Here is a 19697-nt window from a genome sequence, read left to right as displayed (position 1 = left end):
ATAATAACGCGGCGCCTGAAGGCGCCGCACGAATATTAATTTTGCCCGTCGAGCGTCGACAGCTCTTTATCAATAAAGTACAGCCCTTCACCCGACTGACCGGCCAGCGACAATTTATCGAGAACGGATTTAAACAGTTTCTCTTCTTCATGCTGTTCTGCCACATACCACTGCAGGAAATTAAAGGTGCCATAATCCTGGCTGGTCATGGCCGCATGAACCAGTTCATTAATTTTCCGGGTGATCAGCTGTTCGTGCTCGTAGGTGGCGCGGAACAGTTCGTCCAGCGACGCATACTCTGCGAACGGCGATGCCACCTGACTGATGCGTGGCAGACTGCCGGTATCGGTAAGATAATCAAAGAGACGCTGCATGTGGGTCATCTCTTCCTGCGCGTGACGACGCATAAATGCCGCCGCGCCTTCGAAACTGTGATAGCTACACCAGGCGCTCATCTGTTGGTAAAGCAGGGAGGAGTAAAGCTCGAGATTCATTTGCTCATTGAGCTTGTCGATCATTTCAGTTTTAAGCATGGTGTAGCTCCGTTTTATTATTAACAGGTCAACGTGAGCGCCACTATAATTTGTTATTAATTTATTTGCAAAAAGTAAAATAAATATTTGAATAACCAAAATACGAATGGGAATAAAACGCATTGCGGCTATTCTATATTTATTAATGAGAATTATTCTGTTTCGTGTTTATAATATTATTGCCAGCATAAGCGCTGGCAACCCAATTAATAATAAGCGGACGTGGTGACGGCAGGCGCGGGGGCATAGCCGTGGCACTGGTACTGGATAGTCACGGTTTTATTCAGACACAGCGAGCCGCTGATCACGCTACAGGTTTCGATCGGCTGACCGTAAGCCTGAGCCGTGCTGTATCCCATGGCCTGACATTCGCGGGTCGCGGTGCCGCTTGTGACATAAGCATCATCATACGAGGTCTGGAACAGGGGCTGACCATAATCGAGCCTGACGACCCCCGAGTTGACATCGACGCTGCGGACTTCAGCCTTGCGGGTGATGCCGCAACCGGCCAGTAACAGCACCAGTCCGACCGTGCATAATCTCTTCATAGAACACTCTGAATGCGTTGAAATAACCTATACTAGCGCCATACGCGTAGCGCAATGCCTGGAATAACCGCCTGTTCTGTCCCTTCTCTTTGCCACGAGCATCCCTCTCCTTCAATGATATGTCACTTGCTTATGAGTCGGCGGTAAAAACCCTTTCGATCATAAAATTGTGAGCGCATCTTTGTTTTTTGAAACTATTTTTCACTTAATTTGAAAGTGTGTTTGCTTAGTAGTAAGGTTTAACAGGTAAGCTATTCACAGCGGGGTGCCCCGCATCGCATTCAGGAGACGAAGAATGAAAATTGCACTGATGATGGAAAACAGCCAGGCGCCAAAAAACGCCATCATCCTCAAGGAATTGAACGCCGTTGCTGATGAGAAAGGTTTCCCTGTTTATAACGTTGGGATGAGCGACGAAAACGATCACCACCTGACCTATATCCACCTGGGGATCATGGCGAGCATCCTGCTGAATTCAAAAGCAGTTGATTTCGTGGTGACCGGCTGCGGTACCGGCCAGGGCGCGCTGATGTCCCTGAACATCCATCCGGGCGTGGTGTGTGGTTACTGCATCGATCCGGCTGACGCCTTCCTGTTTGCGCAGATCAACAACGGTAACGCGCTCTCCCTGCCATTTGCTAAAGGCTTCGGCTGGGGCGCAGAGCTGAACGTGCGCTTTATCTTTGAAAAAGCCTTTACCGGCCGCAAAGGCGAAGGGTATCCGCCAGAGCGTAAAGAGCCTCAGGTGCGTAACGCGGGCATCCTGAACCAGGTGAAAGCGGCTGTCGTGAAAGAGAACTATCTCGACACCCTGCGCGCTATCGATCCTGAGCTGGTCAAAACCGCAGTAACCGGTCAGCGCTTCCAGCAGTGCTTCTTCGAGAACTGCCAGGACAAAGAGATTGAAGCCTTTGTTCGCGGCATTATCGGCTAAGTTGCCAGAGCCAGTAAAAAGCCAGCTTGCGCTGGCTTTTTTTATGCCTGTTTTCTGGATACCGCGCTGCCGGCATCCTTCACCAGCCGCAGCGTATCCACCATCCCCAGCAGACACACCAGCGCAATGGCCACAAACGCCAGCCGGAAACTGATCCCCGGCAGCGATTCCATTCCCAGCCACCCGCTGATCAGTTCGCCGATACGGATCCCGATGGCACCGAGCGTAATCCCCAGCCCAACCGCCAGCTGCGTCGCGGTGGAGAACAGCGTGTTGGCATAGCTCATCTGCGGCGAAGGCACGTCGGCAAAGGCGAGGGTGCTGATGGCGGTAAACTGGATAGAACGGAAAACGCCCCCGAGATAAAGGATCAGCATGATGACCCACACCGGGGTTTGCGGCGTCAGGAAGGCGCAGGCCAGCAGGGCCAGCACGTTCAGCGCGCCGTTAATCAGCAGCAGCTTTTTGAACCCCAGCCCGCGCAGCAGCGGCGTGGTCGCAGGTTTTATGGTCAGGTTGCCGACGAACACCGCCAGCACCAGTAAACCCGAGTGGAACGCGTCCATCCCGAATCCCACCTGAAAGAGCAGCGGCAGCAAAAAGGGCACGGCGCTGATGGAGGCGCGAAACAGCGAGCCACCAAACATCGTCACGCGAAAGGTGGGCACCTGAAGGGCATCGAGGCGGATCATCGGCCATTCGGCGCGTCGGAAATGGCGCAGGGCATAGATCATCGTCACCACGCCAGTCGCCAGCAGCGCAAGGGTCACATCCGTGTTCACCTGCTCCGCCCCCATCATCTCCATGGCATAGACCAGGCTCACCATCGCCACCGAGGTGGCGATAAAGCCAGGCGTATCGAACGGGCGGCGGGTCTCTTCACAGATATCCGGGATGATGCGCAGCGCCAGCGCGATAGCTATCAGCCCCAGGGGAACGTTAATAAAGAAGATCCAGCGCCAGCTGGCGTAGCTGGTAATAAACCCACCCAGCGGCGGGCCGATGATGGGGGCCACCAGTGCGGGCCAGGTGAGGGTGGCGATGGCGGTAATCAACAGATGTTTTGGCGTGGTGCGCAGCACGGCAAGGCGACCTACCGGCACCATCAGTGCGCCGCCCATCCCCTGCAGCACGCGCATGGCGACAAACTGGTCGACGCTGGTGGCGAGACCGCACAGCACCGAGGCAAGGGTGAAGATGGCCAGGGCGAGGGTAAAGACCTTGCGGGCGCCGAAGCGATCGGCGATCCAGCCGCTGGCCGGAATCAGTACCGCGAGCGTGATGAGATAGGCGCTGATCCCGATGTTGAGATCCACCGCCTGCACGCCAAAGCTCTTTGCCATATCGGGCAGCGCCGTGGCGATCACCGTGCCGTCCAGGAACTCCATAAAGAATGCGCCAGCCACTAACAGCGCAGCGGGGGAGATCCCGCTTGCCGCTTTGCCGGAGAGTTTCTCGGTCATTTTTCCTCTGCCGCTTAAACTTTTTTTTAAAAATTTACAGGAACATTTGTCCGGTAACGCTATGAATTATATTTATTTTTAATCGGAACGCTGTTTTGCTTTAAATAAACTGGCGTGATGAATATCACAAAAAGATTGATTTTTGTGATGTAGGTCATATTATAAGCGCATCAACGATAACACCTGCATAACATTTAGCCGGAGCATAATGATGAAATTGCGCAAAATCCTGAAAAGCATGTTCGAATCCTACTGCAAGACCTTCAAGGACGTACCGCCAGGCGCGATGTTCTGATAAAAAACCTGCTTCGGCAGGTTTTTTTGTGCCTGTACGCCGCATCAATGCTGACGTTTTGCTACTATGGCGGCCTTTCAAACAGGAGAAGCCTATGTCTCAAAACCTCAGTGCCGATCAGGAACTGATCTCTGACGTCGTTGCATGCCAGCTGGTCATCAAACAAATCCTTGATGTGATTGAAATCATCGCCCCCGCAGAGGTGCGCGAAAAGATGTCGAGCCAGCTGAAAAACATCGATTTCGCCAGTAATCCTGCTTCAGCCGACCCTGTCACGCTGCGCGCCGTGCAGAAAGCCATTGCGCTGATTGAGCTGAAGTTTACGCCGCAGGGCGAATCTCACTAAAATAAACCGACGTTTCGAATTTAGAAATGGTTTTGTGAAAATAATGATAACGGGCGACGAGCGTCGCCCGGAATGCGCGTTACATGAAGGTCTGGACCAGCAGGTAGCTCATCGCACAGGCACAGCTTACCCCGATAAGCCCCGGCAAAATGAAGCTGTGGTTGATGATGAACTTGCCGATGCGCGTGGTGCCCGAGCGGTCAAAGCCGATGCAGGCGAGATCGCTGGGGTAGGTGGGCAGCACAAAATAGCCGTACGACGCCGGGAAGAAGGCAATCAGCATTTTCGGCTCAATCCCCAGCATTAACCCCATGGGCGCCACCGCCGTCAACGCGGCCGCCTGGCTGTTGACCAGTTTCGATACCAGGAACAGCACTATCGCATAGGTCCAGGGGTGACTTTTTACCACCCCTTCCAGGGCCATCTTCAGCTCCTCCAGATGCGCCTGGAAAAAGGTGTCGCTCATCCATGCCACGCCAAATACCGAGAAGATCGCCACCATCCCGGCCTTAAACACCGCGCCGTTTGAGATGGACCCGGGATTAACCTTGCAGACCATCAGCATCACGGCCCCGGCAATCAGCATCATCATCTGGATCACCAGGTTCATCGACAGCGCCGTCATTTTGCCTTTCACTTCAAAGGCCGGACGCAGCTCGGGCAGGGCGCCCAGAAGCACCACCACGGCGATACCGGCAAAGAAGATCCAGGTAGACCACCAGGCCTGCTTCGGGAAACGCTGATTCATTAGCGTCTCGGTGGTGCCATAAATAAATTTACGCTGCTCGGGGTCCTGCAACCGGGCCTGAAACTCTTCGTCGTCGGCCAGATCTTTGCCGCGGCGCAAACTCCATAAGGCAGCAATCGCCACGCCGAACAGCGAGGCCGGGACGGAAACAGCGAGGATCTCCAGAATGCCAAACGCATGGCCAATCCCGTGCTGCGCGGCCAGGATCGACACCAGCGACACCACGGCGACCGAGACCGGGGATGCGGTGATGGCCATCTGCGAGGCAATGGATGCGACGGCCATAGGCCGCTCCGGGCGGATACCTTTTTTCAGCGCGATATCGGCAATGATCGGGAACATGGTGTAGACCACATGTCCGGTGCCGCACAGAAAGGTCAGCATCCAGGTGGTGAAGGGGGCGAGCAGGGTAATGTGTTGCGGATGCCGCCGCAGCAGACGTTCGGCACACTGCATCATCACGTTCAGCCCCCCGGCGGTCTGTAGGGTGGCCGCGCAGCCGATGACCGCCAGGATCGTCAGCATCACATCCACCGGCGGTTTGCCGGGCTGTAAACCAAAGACAAACGTAAGAATAAAAAGGCCAATGCCGCTTATCAGGCCCAGCCCCATACCACCGAACCGGGTGCCGATTAACAGGCACAAGATAATGACCAGAAACTCAACGGTAACCATGAATATCCCTCGTATAAAGAAAGCGAAATTTTGCTAAATCATTACACGAAGTAAGGTTATTCAGTGGGAGCCAGATCTGATTTGTTAAAGTTTAATAAAAGCAGTGGGTTGGCAACGTTTCTGTAACAAAAATACCCGGCAGAGGCCGGGTATTAAGCATGATGCGCGGGATCAGTGATGCTGGTGGTCAACAATATTGAGCAGGTGACGATCGGTCTGTTCCAGACCCACGCCGGTGCGGCGCGCCTGACGAATTTCTTCGAGAATGGTTTTCAGTAAAACGCCATCCTGCAGCTGATCTTTTTCAATATCATTCAGGAAGTTGAGCGTGGAAATATCCTGCATTTTACGCGCTTCATCGGTTAACTGATGCAGCGTCTGGCAGCGTTGCTCGTACTCTTCCAGGGTGCGCTGAAAAACAGCTTCCAGGCAGGTGCAGTATTCAGCCGACATATCCACCGGTTTCAGTACCGGCATAGCGCCTGATTGTTTCAGAAAATCGAAAACGCGCATCATCTGCGTGACGTTGCTCTGTGCCTGGGAGCGCAGGAAGGTAGCGGAACCATTTAGCTTATGTTCTGAACACCATTCGCTGAGGTGCAAATAGAGATTTGAGGCGTGAAACTCAAGGTTCATTTGCGTATTGAGCTTGTTGATCATATCCGAGACTGCCATAACCATTCCCTTTTCTTCGTTTATGTAACCTGGTAAATCATCAGCATTAATGATAGTTCACCACAGAATAAAGATATTCCGTTCTCCGTGTATGTGATCCGATATTCATTTCTGGCACCGGATAAATTCATCATATCAGCCGCATCGTTATAAGAAAATCCTTATAAATATATCCTTACTAAACCTTACTTTTCACGGGTTAATAAAAAAGGTTTATGAAAATAAAGAGCGTAAAAAACTCTAGGACAATGAAAATTAAGGAAATTTATTGGGGTTATCTTGTTGTGGCGATAGCATTTTTCGATGAGTAATTTGATTAATCGAAAAAATGTGCTTAGCAGACACATCAACACTTATTAATACGCAGAGAGTGGGATAATTCTTACTATTAATTTCTTTTTACAACTGTAGAAAATTGCGCAGGATCATTTTTGCAGAAAATAGTGCGTAATGTGATCGCGCAGGGAGTTTAACCCTCTGCGCTCTGTAAAAATGAAACATTGTTTTATGTTTCATTGATTGGAGTACATCATGGCAAAAGTTGCGGTGCTGCTGGCACCCGGATTTGAAGAGGCGGAAGCGATTATCACCATTGATATCCTGCGTCGCCTGCACATTGAGGTAGAAACCCTGGCCTGCGCCGAATCGCGCGCGGTGGTGAGCTACCATACTATCCCGATGGTTGCGGACAGCACTCTCAGCGAAAAAATCGACAGTCGCTACGACGCCGTCGTGTTACCGGGTGGCCCGCAGGGGAGCGTGAATCTGGCCGCCAGTGCCGACGTGGTGCGCTTTGTGACGGCACATGACGACGCGGGTAAATTCATCGCCCCCATCTGTTCTGCTGCGGCGCGCGTGCTGGGCGGTAATGGCCTGCTGAAAGGCCGTCGCTACGTCTGTTCGGGCGATCTCTGGCAGGATATCGGGGATGGCGAATATGTCGATGCCCCGGTAGTGGAGGATGGCAACCTCATCAGCGGCAAGGGGTTAGGCCATGCCTTCGACTTCGCCCTGATTCTCTCTGCCCGCCTGCTGGGCGATGAGGCGCCGGTGCGCGATCACGCCGGTCACATCTACTATCCCTGGTAACAATGGGCCGGGCGCCAGCGCGCCCGGATCACAAGGATTTCTTAGCTAATCTTATGGACTAATCTGCTTTTGCCCTTTCTAATTGTCCGACAAATACCCGCATAGTTATGTCATTTTTCGCTGAATGTATGTACGCAATTACTGTAATTCTGCGGTGTGATGGCGCTCTCTTATGGATGATTAATTTCCCGCTAAAACTATCACAAGCAAATGCGCTTCCTGCACAACTGGCGCTAATGCCTTGTTTTAAGTCCGATTAAACAAATTTTAGTTGTTTTTCCCCTACAAAATAGAACGCTAAAGCTGGAGTTAACCATGCACAAATTTACTAAAGCGCTGGCGGCCATCGGTCTGGCCGCCGTTATGTCACAATCCGCTATGGCGGAGAACTTAAAGCTCGGTTTTCTCGTCAAGCAACCGGAAGAGCCCTGGTTCCAGACGGAGTGGAAATTTGCCGATAAAGCCGGGAAAGATTTGGGCTTTGAGGTGATCAAAATTGCCGTGCCGGACGGTGAGAAAACGCTGAACGCCATCGACAGCCTGGCAGCCAGCGGCGCGAAAGGGTTTGTCATCTGTACTCCGGATCCCAAACTGGGTTCCGCTATCGTGGCGAAAGCGCGTGGCTATGACATGAAGGTCATCGCGGTGGACGATCAGTTCGTCAACGCCAAAGGCGCGCCGATGGATACCGTCCCGCTGGTGATGATGGCGGCGACCAAAATCGGCGAGCGTCAGGGCCAGGAGCTGTATAAAGAGATGCAAAAACGCGGCTGGGACGTGAAAGACACCGCGGTCATGGCGATCACCGCCGACGAACTGGATACCGCACGCCGCCGTACGACTGGCTCGATGGATGCCCTGAAAGCGGCTGGCTTCCCGGAAAAACAGATCTACAAAGTGCCAACCAAATCTAACGACATCCCGGGCGCGTTTGACGCAGCCAACTCCATGCTGGTGCAGCACCCTGAAGTGAAACACTGGCTGGTGGTGGGGATGAACGACAACACCGTCCTGGGCGGCGTGCGCGCTACCGAAGGCCAGGGCTTCAAAGCGGCTGACGTTATCGGTATCGGCATTAACGGCGTGGATGCGGTAAGCGAACTCTCTAAAGCGCAGGCCACCGGCTTCTACGGCTCCCTGCTGCCAAGCCCGGACGTTCACGGCTACAAGTCCAGCGAAATGCTCTACAACTGGGTTACCAAAGGGGCCGAGCCTGCGAAATTCACCGAAGTGACCGACGTGGTGCTGATCACCCGTGACAACTTTAAAGCAGAGCTGGAGAAAAAAGGACTGGGCGGTAAGTAATTTACTGTGATTGCGCCCCCCGCAGCCGTGGGGGGCCAGACGTTCACTACTCGATCCTCGGAGACGTTATGCAACAGTCTGAACCGTATCTCTCTTTTCGCGGCATCGGCAAAACCTTTCCCGGTGTCAACGCGCTGACCGACATCAGCTTTGACTGCTATCCGGGTCAGGTTCACGCCCTGATGGGGGAGAACGGCGCCGGAAAATCCACGCTGTTGAAGATCCTCAGCGGCAACTACAGCCCCACGACAGGTACCCTGGCCATCCAGGGCAACGAGGTCGCCTTTGCTGACACCACCGCCGCCCTGAACGCGGGTGTCGCCATCATCTACCAGGAGCTGCATCTGGTGCCGGAGATGACCGTCGCGGAGAACATCTATCTTGGCCAGCTTCCCCATAAAGGCGGATTCGTTAACCGCTCGCTGCTCAACTATGAAGCCGGTCTGCAGCTCAAACACCTGGGGCTGGATATCGACCCGCAGACCCCGCTTAAGTACCTCTCCATCGGCCAGTGGCAGATGGTGGAAATTGCCAAAGCGCTGGCGCGTAATGCCAAGGTTATTGCCTTTGATGAACCGACCAGTTCGCTGTCGGCGCGCGAAATTGAGAACCTGTTCCGGGTGATCCGCGAGCTGCGCAAAGAGGGGCGCATCATTCTGTACGTGTCGCACCGTATGGAAGAGATCTTCGCCCTTAGCGACGCGATCACCGTATTTAAAGATGGCCGTTATGTTCGCACCTTCACCGATATGCAGCAGGTCAACCACGACCAGCTGGTACAGGCGATGGTGGGACGCGAGCTGGGTGATATCTATCACTGGGAGCCGCGCCAGTACGGCGGCGAGCTGTTGCGCCTCGAAGAGGTCAAAGCGCCAGGCGTACGCACGCCGATCAGCCTGACCGTGCGCAGCGGTGAGATCGTCGGCCTGTTCGGACTGGTGGGGGCAGGGCGCAGCGAGCTGATGAAAGGGCTGTTTGGCGGGACGCGCATCACCGGGGGACGGGTCTTTATCGACGGGCAGCCTGTGGATATTCAGAAGCCGGCCCACGCCATTCGCGCAGGGATGATGCTCTGCCCGGAAGACCGCAAAGCTGAGGGGATCATTCCGGTGCACTCGGTGCGGGATAACATCAATATCTCGGCCCGCCGCAAGACCATCCGCGCCGGATGTCTGATTAACGATACGTGGGAAGTCAGCAATGCCGATCACCACATCCGTTCACTCAATATCAAAACGCCGGGAGCGGAACAGCTGATCATGAACCTCTCCGGTGGCAACCAGCAAAAGGCCATCCTCGGCCGCTGGCTGTCGGAGGAGATGAAAGTAATCCTGCTTGATGAACCCACCCGCGGTATTGACGTGGGGGCCAAGCACGAAATCTATAACGTGATTTATGCCCTGGCAAAACGTGGCGTGGCGGTGCTCTTCGCCTCCAGCGATCTGCCGGAAGTGCTGGGCGTGGCCGACCGTATCGTGGTGATGCGTGAAGGCGCCGTTGCCGGTGAACTGTTACATGAACAGGCGAATGAACAGCAGGCGTTAAGCCTCGCCATGCCTAAAGTCAGCCAGGCTGTCGCCTGAGTAAGGAGAATAAGATGTCCTCTGTCACTACATCCGGAGCGCCGAAGTCGGCCTTCAGCTTTGGGCGAATCTGGGATCAATACGGCATGCTGGTGGTGTTTGCCGTGCTGTTCCTCGCCTGCGCTATCTTTGTCCCTAACTTCGCCACCTTTATCAATATGAAGGGGCTGGGCCTGGCGATCTCCATGTCCGGGATGGTCGCCTGCGGGATGCTGTTCTGCCTGGCATCCGGCGATTTCGACCTGTCGGTTGCGTCAGTTATCGCCTGCGCCGGGGTCACCACGGCCGTGGTCATTAACATGACCGAAAGCCTGTGGATTGGTGTGGCGGCCGGGTTGCTGCTGGGCGTGCTCAGCGGGCTGGTGAACGGCTTTGTGATTGCGCGTCTGAAAATCAACGCCCTGATCACCACCCTTGCCACCATGCAGATTGTGCGCGGCCTGGCGTACATCATCTCTGACGGCAAAGCGGTAGGGATTGAAGACGAGCGCTTCTTTACCCTCGGCTATGCCAACTGGCTCGGTCTGCCTGCCCCTATCTGGCTGACCGTCGGCTGCCTGATTATCTTTGGTTTCTTGCTGAACAGAACCACCTTTGGCCGTAATACCCTGGCGATTGGCGGTAATGAAGAGGCCGCGCGTCTGGCGGGTGTTCCGGTGGTTCGCACCAAGATCATCATCTTCGTGCTTTCTGGTCTGGTGTCGGCGGCAGCGGGAATTATTCTGGCCTCGCGTATGACCAGCGGACAGCCGATGACCTCTATCGGTTATGAGCTGATCGTCATCTCAGCCTGCGTTTTGGGTGGCGTATCGCTGAAAGGCGGCATCGGAAAAATCTCATATGTGGTGGCGGGGATCCTCATCCTGGGTACCGTCGAGAACGCGATGAATCTGCTGAACATCTCCCCGTTCTCTCAGTATGTGGTACGTGGCCTCATCCTGCTGGCGGCGGTGATCTTCGACCGTTACAAACAAAAAGCAAAGCGCACCCTTTAACCGCTTTTCCCCGCTTTCCCGACCTAACTTTTAAGTGTAGCCCCCCTTTCCAGCCGCAGCGGGAAGGGGGGTGTCAAATGGCGAGCCCCGTCACACTGTCTATACTTACATGGCTACTGAGATGTTCACCGTTTTTCATCTCGCCAACTGTAAGGAGGATCAGGGTGGCCGATACGTTAACTTCACCGCCTTTACTATCAGAAAACTTTGCGTACTTTTTCGACCTCGACGGGACCCTTGCCACTATCAAGCCGCATCCCGATGAGGTGGTGGTCCCCGCAGACGTGTTACAGGCACTCCATCAGCTTGCACAGCTGAATGATGGGGCACTGGCATTGATATCAGGGCGTTCAATGGGTGAGCTGGACAAGCTTGCCGACCCCTACCGTTTCCCGCTTGCCGGAGTACACGGAGCCGAGCGCCGCGACATCCATGGTCATTCGCAATCCGTTTCCCTTCCCCCGGATCTGGTCCAGACGCTGCATGCGCAGTTTACGACGGCGCTTTTAGGGCTGCCGGGGACCGAGCTTGAGGCCAAAGGGATGGCGTTTGCGCTCCACTACCGTCAGGCCCCTGAACACGAGCAGGCGATTTTCGCCCTGGCGGAGCAGGTGGTGCACGACAATCCGCAGCTGTCACTCCAGCCGGGTAAATGCGTGGTCGAAATCAAACCGAGGGGGATCCACAAAGGCGAGGCTATCTCTGCCTTTATGCATGAAGCGCCTTTCCTCGGCAGAACGCCGGTTTTCTTTGGTGATGACCTCACCGATGAGCATGGCTTTGAAGTGGTGAATCAGCTTAAAGGGGTATCAGTAAAGGTCGGCACGGGTGAGACCAAAGCCAGCTGGCGGCTGGCGACGGTACCTGATGTCTGGCAATGGGTAAAAAAAGCCGCTAACCATCAACAAGAACAAGAAATAGCGCAAATTAACAGGAGAAAACCTTATGGGTCGCTTGATCGTAGTTTCTAACCGCATCGCTCCCCCGGATGATAAAAAAGCCAGCGCAGGTGGCCTGGCCGTTGGGGTGCTGGGGGCGTTAAAAAGTACGGGTGGGCTCTGGTTTGGCTGGAGTGGGGAAATTGGTGATGAGGACAAACCGCTAAAAAAGGTGACACGCGGGAACATCACCTGGGCCTCGTTTAATCTGAGTGAGCAGAATTACGACGAGTATTACAGCCAGTTCTCCAATGCCGTGCTGTGGCCTGCGTTCCACTATCGCCTGGATCTGGTGAAGTATAAACGCGAAGCCTGGGAAGGGTACCAGCGGGTTAACGGCCTGCTGGCCGACAAGCTGCTGCCGCTGATCCAGCCGGACGACGTGCTGTGGATCCACGACTACCACCTGCTGCCGTTTGCCGGTGAGCTGCGCAAGCGCGGTGTGAACAACCGGATCGGCTTCTTCCTGCATATTCCGTTCCCGACCTCCGAGATCTTCAACGCGCTGCCGCCCGGCGAGGAGCTGCTGGAGGAGCTGTGCGATTACGATCTGCTGGGCTTCCAGACCGAAAACGACAGGCTGGCGTTCCTCGATTCCGTGGCCAGCAAAACGCGCCTGACGGCACATGACAACCGGACGCACTCTGCCTGGGGCAAGCGCTTCCAGACCGAGGTTTATCCTATTGGCATTGAACCGGAAGAGATTGTCGAGCAAGCCTCCGGGCCGCTGCCACCTAAGCTGGCGCAGCTTAAAGCAGAGTTAAAGAATGTAAAAAACATCTTTTCCGTTGAGCGTCTGGATTATTCCAAAGGGCTGCCGGAGCGTTTTCAGGCCTACGAGACCCTGCTGGAGAAATATCCCGAGCACCACGGTAAGATCCGTTATACCCAAATCGCACCAACCTCACGTGGTGAGGTGCAGGCCTATCAGGACATCCGTCACCAGCTTGAAAACGAAGCCGGACGCATTAATGGCCGTTACGGCCAGCTGGGCTGGACGCCGCTCTTCTATCTGAACCAGCACTTTGATCGCAAGATCCTGATGAAGGTGTTCCGCTATGCCGATGTCGGCCTGGTGACCCCGCTACGTGACGGGATGAACCTGGTGGCGAAAGAGTACGTGGCGGCGCAGGATCCGGCCGACCCGGGTGTGCTGGTGCTGTCGCAGTTTGCCGGTGCTGCTAATGAGCTGACCTCGGCGCTGATCGTCAATCCCTACGATCGGGACGATGTGGCGAATGCACTGCATCGTGCGTTGAATATGCCGCTAACCGAGCGTATTTCACGCCATGCTGAGATGATGAAGGTCATCCGTGACAATGACATTGACCGCTGGCAGGCGCGCTTCATTGAGGATTTAAACCAGATCACTCCCCGCAGCGTGGAGAGCAATCTGCAAAAAAAGGTCGTAACTTTCCCTAAACTGGCCTGAATATATTCCACTCAGCGTTTTATTCTGCGCTGAGTGGAATTAAAAGCACGTCAACATGAGCATTGTTGACTATTGTTTTCGCGGAACAGGTTGCCCGTGAAAAAAAACTGCGGTTATGGTTTCCGCATATCACTAAATCTATATCCTGCTTTTGACATATATCACTTATCTGCTCGCTTAATTCACCCGTCGCGCATAAAGCCTGCGCGATGGGATATTCTGCACGGGCAATAAGATCCTCAAGAAATTGTCGGGTTTCTTGCTGTAATACCCCACGAATATCTTCCAGCATGGGCGCTGCCAGTTGATTATACATCTCAGGTTCTGCCGCCAGAGTGACGACCGTGATGCGCGCCTGCACTGGCCTGGCGATAGAAACTGCTTTGGCTAACAATTGGTGGCTTTCGGGAGAAACTGAAACAGAAACAAGGATATGCGAATAGCTCATTTTACCCACCCTGGATGTGTGGCTTTGGCACATACTTCAGCATTAGCGCGAATGCTTTTTTTGCGCAAGCGCCAAAGATGGCATTAGTGTGATGCTTATCATAATTATTCATTAATTATTCTTATGCAATGAATAGCGGAAGACTTGCATAAACGCCCAAAATGCGCTCACTTAACGTAAATCATACAATTTAAGCCTGCAAATCTTAAACATAATTTTTGCAAACACTTCACTTATTGAATGATCACACAGAGCAATCACTTTATTTAATTACTTATCTAACTCGCTGTTTTTAAACGGAATAAATCAAGTGTTTCTGTGATAGATATTTCCTCGTTTGTTACAAATTTGTGTTATGTCAATAACCAGCAAGTAACATGCCGCCTTTGTTCATACTTCTGCATGAATATTCGTGGGCGAAGAATATATTCTTTGATTAATCGTTCAAAAAGTAGACAAATTAGAAGGTGTGCTGATGGATTTTTGGTTCCAATTCACTCAAATTATGTGATCTGCGTCACATTTATTTTAAATTTCAGGCGAAGCCACATTGTATGTGGTAAACCGGACGGGTAAAGTTGCCGCGAATTAGGAAAAATCTTAGTTAATTGTAAGAAGTGATAAATGTGTAAGAGACAAACTTTGTTTTTCTTGACGTGATTCATCGATACAAAACTTAATTCAACTATGCGTTTTAGCCTTTTCTTTTTTTTACCGGGGTTTTCCCGGCGACATCACGGGGTGCGGGTCGACCGCACAAGAAATTAAAGTGTTATTCGGGAAGGGATAAATGAACACATCCGAATTGCTAAAACACATCTATGACATCAATCTGTCATATTTATTGCTTGCACAACGTTTGATTAGCCAGGATAAAGCCTCTGCGATGTTCCGTCTGGGCATTCAGGAAGAAATGGCAACAACGCTTGGCGGCTTAACGCTGCCGCAGATGGTTAAACTGGCTGAAACTAACCAGCTGGTTTGCCAGTTCCGTTTTGATAATCACCAGACTATTACGCAACTGACCCAGGAATCCCGCGTGGATGACCTGCAACAGGTTCACACCGGTATTCTGCTTTCCACCCGTTTGCTAAACGAAATCAGCCAGCCTGATGACGTAGCCCGTAAGAAAAGAGCATAAAAATGAGTGAGAAGAGCATTGTTCAGGAAGCGCGTGATATTCAGCTGGCCATGGAACTGATTACGCTTGGTGCTCGCTTGCAAATGCTTGAAAGTGAGACCCAGCTGAGCCGTGGCCGCCTTATCAAACTGTATAAAGAATTACGTGGCAGCCCACCACCAAAAGGCATGCTGCCATTTTCAACCGACTGGTTTATGACCTGGGAGCAAAATATCCATGCTTCCATGTTCTGTAATGCCTGGCAGTACCTGCTCAAAACCGGCTTATGCAGCGGCGTTGATGCAGTGATTAAAGCCTACAAACTGTATCTCGAGCAGTGCCCGCAGCCTGAAGAAGGACCTCTGCTGGCCCTGACCCGTGCATGGACGCTGGTGCGTTTTGTTGAAAGCGGCTTGCTGGAGCTGTCTCGCTGCAACTGCTGCAGCGGTAACTTCATCACCCACGCGCATCAGCCAGCTGGCAGCTTTGCCTGCAGTTTGTGCCAACCACCATCCCGTGCGGTAAAAAGACGTAAACTTTCCCGGGATGCTGCCGATAGTAATCCACAACTGCTGGATGAACAGATCGAACAGGCTGTTTAACCCGAACGTGTGGGCAAGGATCCAGCAGCGGTAAGAGATTACCGCTGCTTTTTTTTACCCCGCAGACGGATAAACCCCGACCTGCGCATCCTGGCTACAGTCACTAGCGGAAGGATGATGTCGTGCTTATCGTATTAGGTTACCTGGTAGTTCTCGGTACAGTTTTCGGCGGTTATATGATGACCGGCGGACACCTTGGGGCACTCTATCAACCGGCCGAACTGATTATTATCGGTGGTGCAGGGGTGGGGGCGTTTATCGTTGGCAACAACGGCAAGGCGATCAAGGGAACGTTAAAAGCGTTACCGTTACTGTTCCGTCGTTCGAAATACACCAAAAGTATGTATATGGATCTGCTGGCGCTGCTCTATCGCCTGATGGCCAAGTCGCGTCAACAGGGGATGTTCTCGCTGGAAAGGGATATTGAGAATCCAAAAGAGAGCGAGATCTTCGCCAGCTACCCGCGCATTATCGCCGACAAGATGATGCTCGAATTTATCGTCGACTACCTGCGCCTGATCATCAGCGGCAACATGAACACCTTCGAAATCGAAGCCCTGATGGACGAAGAGATCGAGACCCACGAGAGCGAAGCCGAAGTCCCGGCCAACAGCCTGGCGATGGTGGGCGATTCCCTGCCGGCGTTCGGTATCGTTGCGGCGGTAATGGGGGTGGTACACGCCCTGGCCTCGGCGGATCGCCCGGCGGCAGAGCTGGGGGCGCTGATCGCCCACGCGATGGTGGGAACCTTCCTCGGGATCCTGCTGGCCTACGGCTTTATCTCTCCGCTGGCCACCGTATTACGCCAGAAGAGTGCCGAAACCACCAAAATGATGCAGTGCGTGAAGATCACGCTGCTTTCTAACCTCAACGGGTATGCGCCGCCAATCGCGGTCGAGTTTGGTCGTAAAACCCTCTATTCCAGCGAGCGTCCGTCGTTCATCGAACTCGAAGAGCACGTGCGCGCGGTGAAGAACCCGAACCAGCAGACGAGCACTGAGGACGCATGAAAAACCAGTCCCATCCCATCGTCATAGTCAAAAAGCGCAAGCATAAAGGGCACGGGGGCCATCATGGTGGCTCCTGGAAAATCGCCTACGCGGACTTTATGACCGCCATGATGGCGTTCTTCCTGGTGATGTGGCTGATCTCTATCTCCAGCCCGAAAGAGCTGATTCAGATCGCAGAGTATTTCCGTACCCCACTGGCGACGGCGGTGTCGAGTGGTCCGCGAATCTCCAACAGCGAAAGCCCGATCCCGGGCGGTGGAGATGATTACACCCAGAAGCAGGGCGAAGTGAAGCGCGAGCCGAACATCGACGAGCTGAAAAGACGCATGGAGCAGAGCCGTCTGAAAAAAGTGCGCGGCGATCTGGATCAGCTGATCGAGGCGGATCCGAAACTGCGCGCCCTGCGTCCGCACCTGAAGATCGATCTGGTCCAGGAGGGGCTGCGCATTCAGATTATCGACAGCCAGAACCGTCCGATGTTTAAAACCGGCAGCGCCGAGGTGGAGCCCTACATGCGCGACATTCTGCGGGCGATTGCGCCGGTGTTGAACGGGATCCCGAACCGAATCAGCCTTTCCGGCCATACCGATGACTTCCCTTACGCCGGTGGCGAAAAAGGGTACAGCAACTGGGAGCTCTCGGCGGATCGTGCCAACGCATCCCGTCGTGAGCTGGTGATCGGCGGGCTGGACGATGGCAAAGTGCTGCGCGTCGTCGGCATGGCTGCCACCATGCGCATGACCGACCGCGGGCCGGAAGATGCCATCAACCGTCGTATTAGTCTCTTAGTGCTCAACCAGCAGGCGGAGCAGGCCATCCTGCACGAAAACGCCGAAAGCCAGAATGAGTCACTGGATGATTTAAAACAGCCAGGCGCTGAGCCTTCGGCTGCCGTTCCAACATCGCCACCAGCCAATCCGAGGTGATAGCGTGAGCATGGATATTAGCGATTTTTACCAGACATTTTTTGATGAAGCCGACGAACTGTTGGCGGATATGGAGCAACATCTGCTGGATCTGGTGCCTGAGGCACCGGATTCAGAGCAGCTTAACGCCATATTTCGTGCAGCTCACTCCATTAAAGGGGGCGCCGGTACGTTTGGCTTTACCGTTTTGCAGGAGACCACCCATCTGATGGAGAACCTGCTTGATGAAGCCCGACGCGGTGAGATGCAGCTCAATACCGACATTATTAACCTGTTTTTGGAAACGAAAGACATTATGCAGGAACAGCTCGATGCCTATAAAAGCTCGGAAGAGCCGGACGCTGCCAGCTTTGAATATATCTGCAACGCGCTGCGTCAGTTAGCGCTGGAAGCCAAAGGCGAAACGGCAGCCGTTGCCGTCAGCCCGGCAAAACTGAGCGTCGTGGATGCGGCCCCGGTGGCCACACCCGCCGCCGACGACCGCCTGCGGGTGGTGCTGTCCGGTCTGAAAGAGAGCGAAGTTAACCTTCTCGAAGAAGAGCTGAGCAATCTCGCCACCCTGAGCAACGTGGTGAAAGGCAAAGACACGCTGGCGGCTAACCTCGACGGCGGCATCAGCAAAGATGACGTGGTCGCGGTGCTCTGTTTTGTCATTGAACCTGAACAGATCGACTTTGAAGCGGCTATTGATGCACCGGTGGCCGAAGCCGCTGAGGTTGTTGCTGCGCCTGAGGTTCCGGCGGTAGCGCCTGCCGCCCCTGCGCTGAAAGCCGTTCCGGGCGAATCCGCCGCGCCAAACCGTGGCGAGCGCGAAAAGCCGGCCGCACGTTCCAGCGAATCGACCAGTATCCGCGTGGCCGTTGAAAAGGTGGATCAGCTGATCAACCTGGTGGGCGAACTGGTGATCACCCAGTCGATGCTGGCCCAGCGCTCTAACGAGCTGGACCCGGTCAACCATGGCGATCTGATCACCAGCATGGGCCAGCTGCAGCGCAACGCCCGCGACCTGCAGGAATCGGTGATGTCCATCCGTATGATGCCGATGGAGTACGTCTTCAGCCGCTTCCCGCGTCTGGTGCGCGATCTGGCCGGTAAGCTCAACAAGCAGATTGAGCTGACCCTGATGGGCAGCTCCACCGAGCTGGATAAGAGCCTGATTGAACGCATTATCGATCCGTTAACGCACCTGGTGCGTAACAGCCTTGACCACGGGATCGAACTGCCGGAAAACCGTGTTGCGGCAGGAAAATCTCCGGTCGGCAACCTGATCCTCTCCGCGGAACACCAGGGCGGCAACATCTGCATCGAAGTGACCGATGACGGCGCGGGACTTAACCGCGAGCGTATTCTGGCGAAGGCGATCTCCCAGGGGATGGCGGTCAGCGAAAACATGACCGACGAAGAAGTGGGCATGCTGATCTTCGCCCCGGGCTTCTCCACCGCTGAGCAGGTGACGGACGTCTCCGGCCGTGGCGTGGGCATGGACGTGGTGAAACGTAACATCCAGGAGATGGGCGGCCACGTTGAGATCAAGTCGAAGCAGGGCTCTGGCACCACCATCCGCATTCTGCTGCCGCTGACGCTGGCGATCCTCGACGGCATGTCGGTAAAAGTCGCGGACGAAGTGTTCATCCTGCCGCTGAACGCGGTGATGGAATCACTCCAGCCGCGTGAAGAAGATCTGCATCCGCTGGCAGGCGGCGAGCGCGTGCTGGAAGTGCGTGGCGAATACCTGCCGCTGGTGGAACTGTGGAAAGTGTTTGACGTGGACGGTGCCAAAACCGAAGCCACGCAGGGGATTGTGGTCATTCTGCAAAGCGCAGGCCGCCGCTACGCTCTGCTGGTCGATCAGCTGATTGGTCAGCATCAGGTGGTGGTGAAGAACCTCGAAAGCAACTACCGCAAAGTACCTGGCATTTCAGCCGCCACCATCCTTGGGGATGGTAGTGTGGCGCTGATCGTCGATGTTTCGGCGCTTCAGGGATTAAATCGTGAACAACGTATGGCGCACACAGCCGCCTGATTCAGTTAA

Annotated in this window: 20 protein-coding genes; 14 read left to right on the top strand and 6 right to left on the bottom strand. The window is 54.1% G+C overall.

Annotation, left to right across the window (positions count from 1 at the left end; all coding sequences use genetic code 11):
* Nucleotides 1-35: 35 nt before the first annotated feature.
* Together ftnA and yecR are read right to left on the bottom strand one after the other, a co-directional pair.
* Nucleotides 36-533 carry a non-heme ferritin gene (ftnA, locus tag NB069_RS13960; RefSeq protein ID WP_250584465.1) on the bottom strand — a complete coding sequence of 166 codons (498 nt, stop codon included), beginning with the start codon at nucleotides 531-533 and terminating at the stop codon, nucleotides 36-38.
* 206 nt (nucleotides 534-739) lie between these two features.
* The gene (gene yecR / locus NB069_RS13955; RefSeq protein WP_250584463.1) at nucleotides 740-1081 is read right to left on the bottom strand and encodes a YecR family lipoprotein; all 342 of its coding nucleotides are present in this window, start codon (nucleotides 1079-1081) and stop codon (nucleotides 740-742) included.
* Nucleotides 1082-1376: 295 nt separating this feature from the next.
* On the opposite strand from yecR, the gene NB069_RS13950 reads away from it, so the two are divergent.
* Nucleotides 1377-2015: an RpiB/LacA/LacB family sugar-phosphate isomerase gene (locus NB069_RS13950; RefSeq protein WP_250584461.1), complete on the top strand. Its 639-nt coding sequence runs from the start codon at nucleotides 1377-1379 to the stop codon at nucleotides 2013-2015.
* A 41-nt stretch (nucleotides 2016-2056) separates the two neighbouring features.
* Here NB069_RS13950 and NB069_RS13945 read toward each other — a convergent pair whose 3' ends face one another.
* On the bottom strand, nucleotides 2057-3478 hold the full coding sequence (locus tag NB069_RS13945) for an MFS transporter (protein ID WP_250584459.1): 1422 nt from the start codon (nucleotides 3476-3478) through the stop codon (nucleotides 2057-2059).
* 211 nt (nucleotides 3479-3689) lie between these two features.
* Between NB069_RS13945 and azuC the strand changes: the two genes are divergently transcribed.
* Together azuC and NB069_RS13935 are read left to right on the top strand one after the other, a co-directional pair.
* Entirely contained in the window at nucleotides 3690-3773 is an 84-nt protein-coding gene (gene azuC / locus NB069_RS13940; protein ID WP_098946254.1) for a stress response protein AzuC, read from the top strand.
* Between the two features lie 94 nt (nucleotides 3774-3867).
* On the top strand, nucleotides 3868-4119 hold the full coding sequence (locus NB069_RS13935; RefSeq protein WP_039030868.1) for a DUF2766 family protein: 252 nt from the start codon (nucleotides 3868-3870) through the stop codon (nucleotides 4117-4119).
* 79 nt (nucleotides 4120-4198) lie between these two features.
* On the opposite strand, the gene NB069_RS13930 is transcribed toward NB069_RS13935, so the two are convergent.
* Together NB069_RS13930 and NB069_RS13925 are read right to left on the bottom strand one after the other, a co-directional pair.
* Complete coding sequence (locus tag NB069_RS13930) at nucleotides 4199-5542, bottom strand: anaerobic C4-dicarboxylate transporter (RefSeq protein WP_250584457.1); 1344 nt, start codon at nucleotides 5540-5542, stop codon at nucleotides 4199-4201.
* Between the two features lie 171 nt (nucleotides 5543-5713).
* Nucleotides 5714-6217 carry a non-heme ferritin-like protein gene (locus tag NB069_RS13925; protein WP_250584455.1) on the bottom strand — a complete coding sequence of 168 codons (504 nt, stop codon included), beginning with the start codon at nucleotides 6215-6217 and terminating at the stop codon, nucleotides 5714-5716.
* Between the two features lie 531 nt (nucleotides 6218-6748).
* Here NB069_RS13925 and NB069_RS13920 point away from each other — a divergent pair.
* From NB069_RS13920 to otsA, 6 genes are all read left to right on the top strand, one after another.
* The gene (locus tag NB069_RS13920; protein WP_250584453.1) at nucleotides 6749-7306 is read left to right on the top strand and encodes a DJ-1 family glyoxalase III; all 558 of its coding nucleotides are present in this window, start codon (nucleotides 6749-6751) and stop codon (nucleotides 7304-7306) included.
* Nucleotides 7307-7621: 315 nt separating this feature from the next.
* Nucleotides 7622-8611, top strand: a complete 990-nt coding sequence (gene araF / locus NB069_RS13915; RefSeq protein WP_250584450.1) for an arabinose ABC transporter substrate-binding protein AraF — start codon at nucleotides 7622-7624, stop codon at nucleotides 8609-8611.
* Between the two features lie 68 nt (nucleotides 8612-8679).
* Nucleotides 8680-10194, top strand: a complete 1515-nt coding sequence (araG, locus tag NB069_RS13910; protein WP_250584448.1) for an L-arabinose ABC transporter ATP-binding protein AraG — start codon at nucleotides 8680-8682, stop codon at nucleotides 10192-10194.
* Between the two features lie 14 nt (nucleotides 10195-10208).
* Nucleotides 10209-11189 carry an arabinose ABC transporter permease AraH gene (gene araH, locus NB069_RS13905; protein ID WP_250584446.1) on the top strand — a complete coding sequence of 327 codons (981 nt, stop codon included), beginning with the start codon at nucleotides 10209-10211 and terminating at the stop codon, nucleotides 11187-11189.
* A gap of 164 nt (nucleotides 11190-11353) precedes the next feature.
* Nucleotides 11354-12160 (top strand): trehalose-phosphatase, encoded by an 807-nt coding sequence (otsB, locus tag NB069_RS13900; protein ID WP_250584444.1) that lies wholly within the window; start codon nucleotides 11354-11356, stop codon nucleotides 12158-12160.
* The gene (gene otsA, locus NB069_RS13895; protein ID WP_250584442.1) at nucleotides 12135-13559 is read left to right on the top strand and encodes an alpha,alpha-trehalose-phosphate synthase; all 1425 of its coding nucleotides are present in this window, start codon (nucleotides 12135-12137) and stop codon (nucleotides 13557-13559) included. The genes otsB and otsA overlap by 26 nt, the downstream gene beginning before the upstream one ends.
* A 19-nt stretch (nucleotides 13560-13578) precedes the next feature.
* On the opposite strand, the gene uspC is transcribed toward otsA, so the two are convergent.
* A complete protein-coding gene (uspC, locus tag NB069_RS13890) occupies nucleotides 13579-14007 on the bottom strand; it encodes a universal stress protein UspC (protein WP_250584440.1) in 429 nt (142 codons plus the stop codon).
* Between the two features lie 790 nt (nucleotides 14008-14797).
* Here uspC and flhD point away from each other — a divergent pair.
* The 5 genes from flhD to cheA all read left to right on the top strand — a co-directional run bounded on the left by flhD (nucleotide 14798) and on the right by cheA (nucleotide 19688).
* Nucleotides 14798-15148 (top strand): flagellar transcriptional regulator FlhD, encoded by a 351-nt coding sequence (gene flhD, locus NB069_RS13885; protein WP_039030858.1) that lies wholly within the window; start codon nucleotides 14798-14800, stop codon nucleotides 15146-15148.
* Between the two features lie 2 nt (nucleotides 15149-15150).
* Nucleotides 15151-15729 carry a flagellar transcriptional regulator FlhC gene (gene flhC, locus NB069_RS13880; protein WP_103180095.1) on the top strand — a complete coding sequence of 193 codons (579 nt, stop codon included), beginning with the start codon at nucleotides 15151-15153 and terminating at the stop codon, nucleotides 15727-15729.
* Between the two features lie 122 nt (nucleotides 15730-15851).
* A complete protein-coding gene (gene motA / locus NB069_RS13875; protein ID WP_103180094.1) occupies nucleotides 15852-16739 on the top strand; it encodes a flagellar motor stator protein MotA in 888 nt (295 codons plus the stop codon).
* Nucleotides 16736-17665: a flagellar motor protein MotB gene (gene motB, locus NB069_RS13870; protein ID WP_250584438.1), complete on the top strand. Its 930-nt coding sequence runs from the start codon at nucleotides 16736-16738 to the stop codon at nucleotides 17663-17665. Before motA ends, motB begins: the two co-directional genes overlap by 4 nt.
* A 4-nt stretch (nucleotides 17666-17669) precedes the next feature.
* Nucleotides 17670-19688, top strand: coding sequence for a chemotaxis protein CheA (gene cheA, locus NB069_RS13865; protein ID WP_250584436.1), 2019 nt, complete (start codon nucleotides 17670-17672; stop codon nucleotides 19686-19688).
* Nucleotides 19689-19697: the final 9 nt, after the last annotated feature.

Origin of the sequence: Leclercia adecarboxylata (genome assembly GCF_023639785.1) — a bacterium.
In the GTDB taxonomy this organism is placed as follows: Bacteria; Pseudomonadota; Gammaproteobacteria; order Enterobacterales; family Enterobacteriaceae; genus Enterobacter; species Enterobacter adecarboxylatus_D.
The sequence above is the reverse complement of the archived record's forward strand: the minus strand, read 5'-3'. Positions and strand labels throughout refer to the sequence as shown.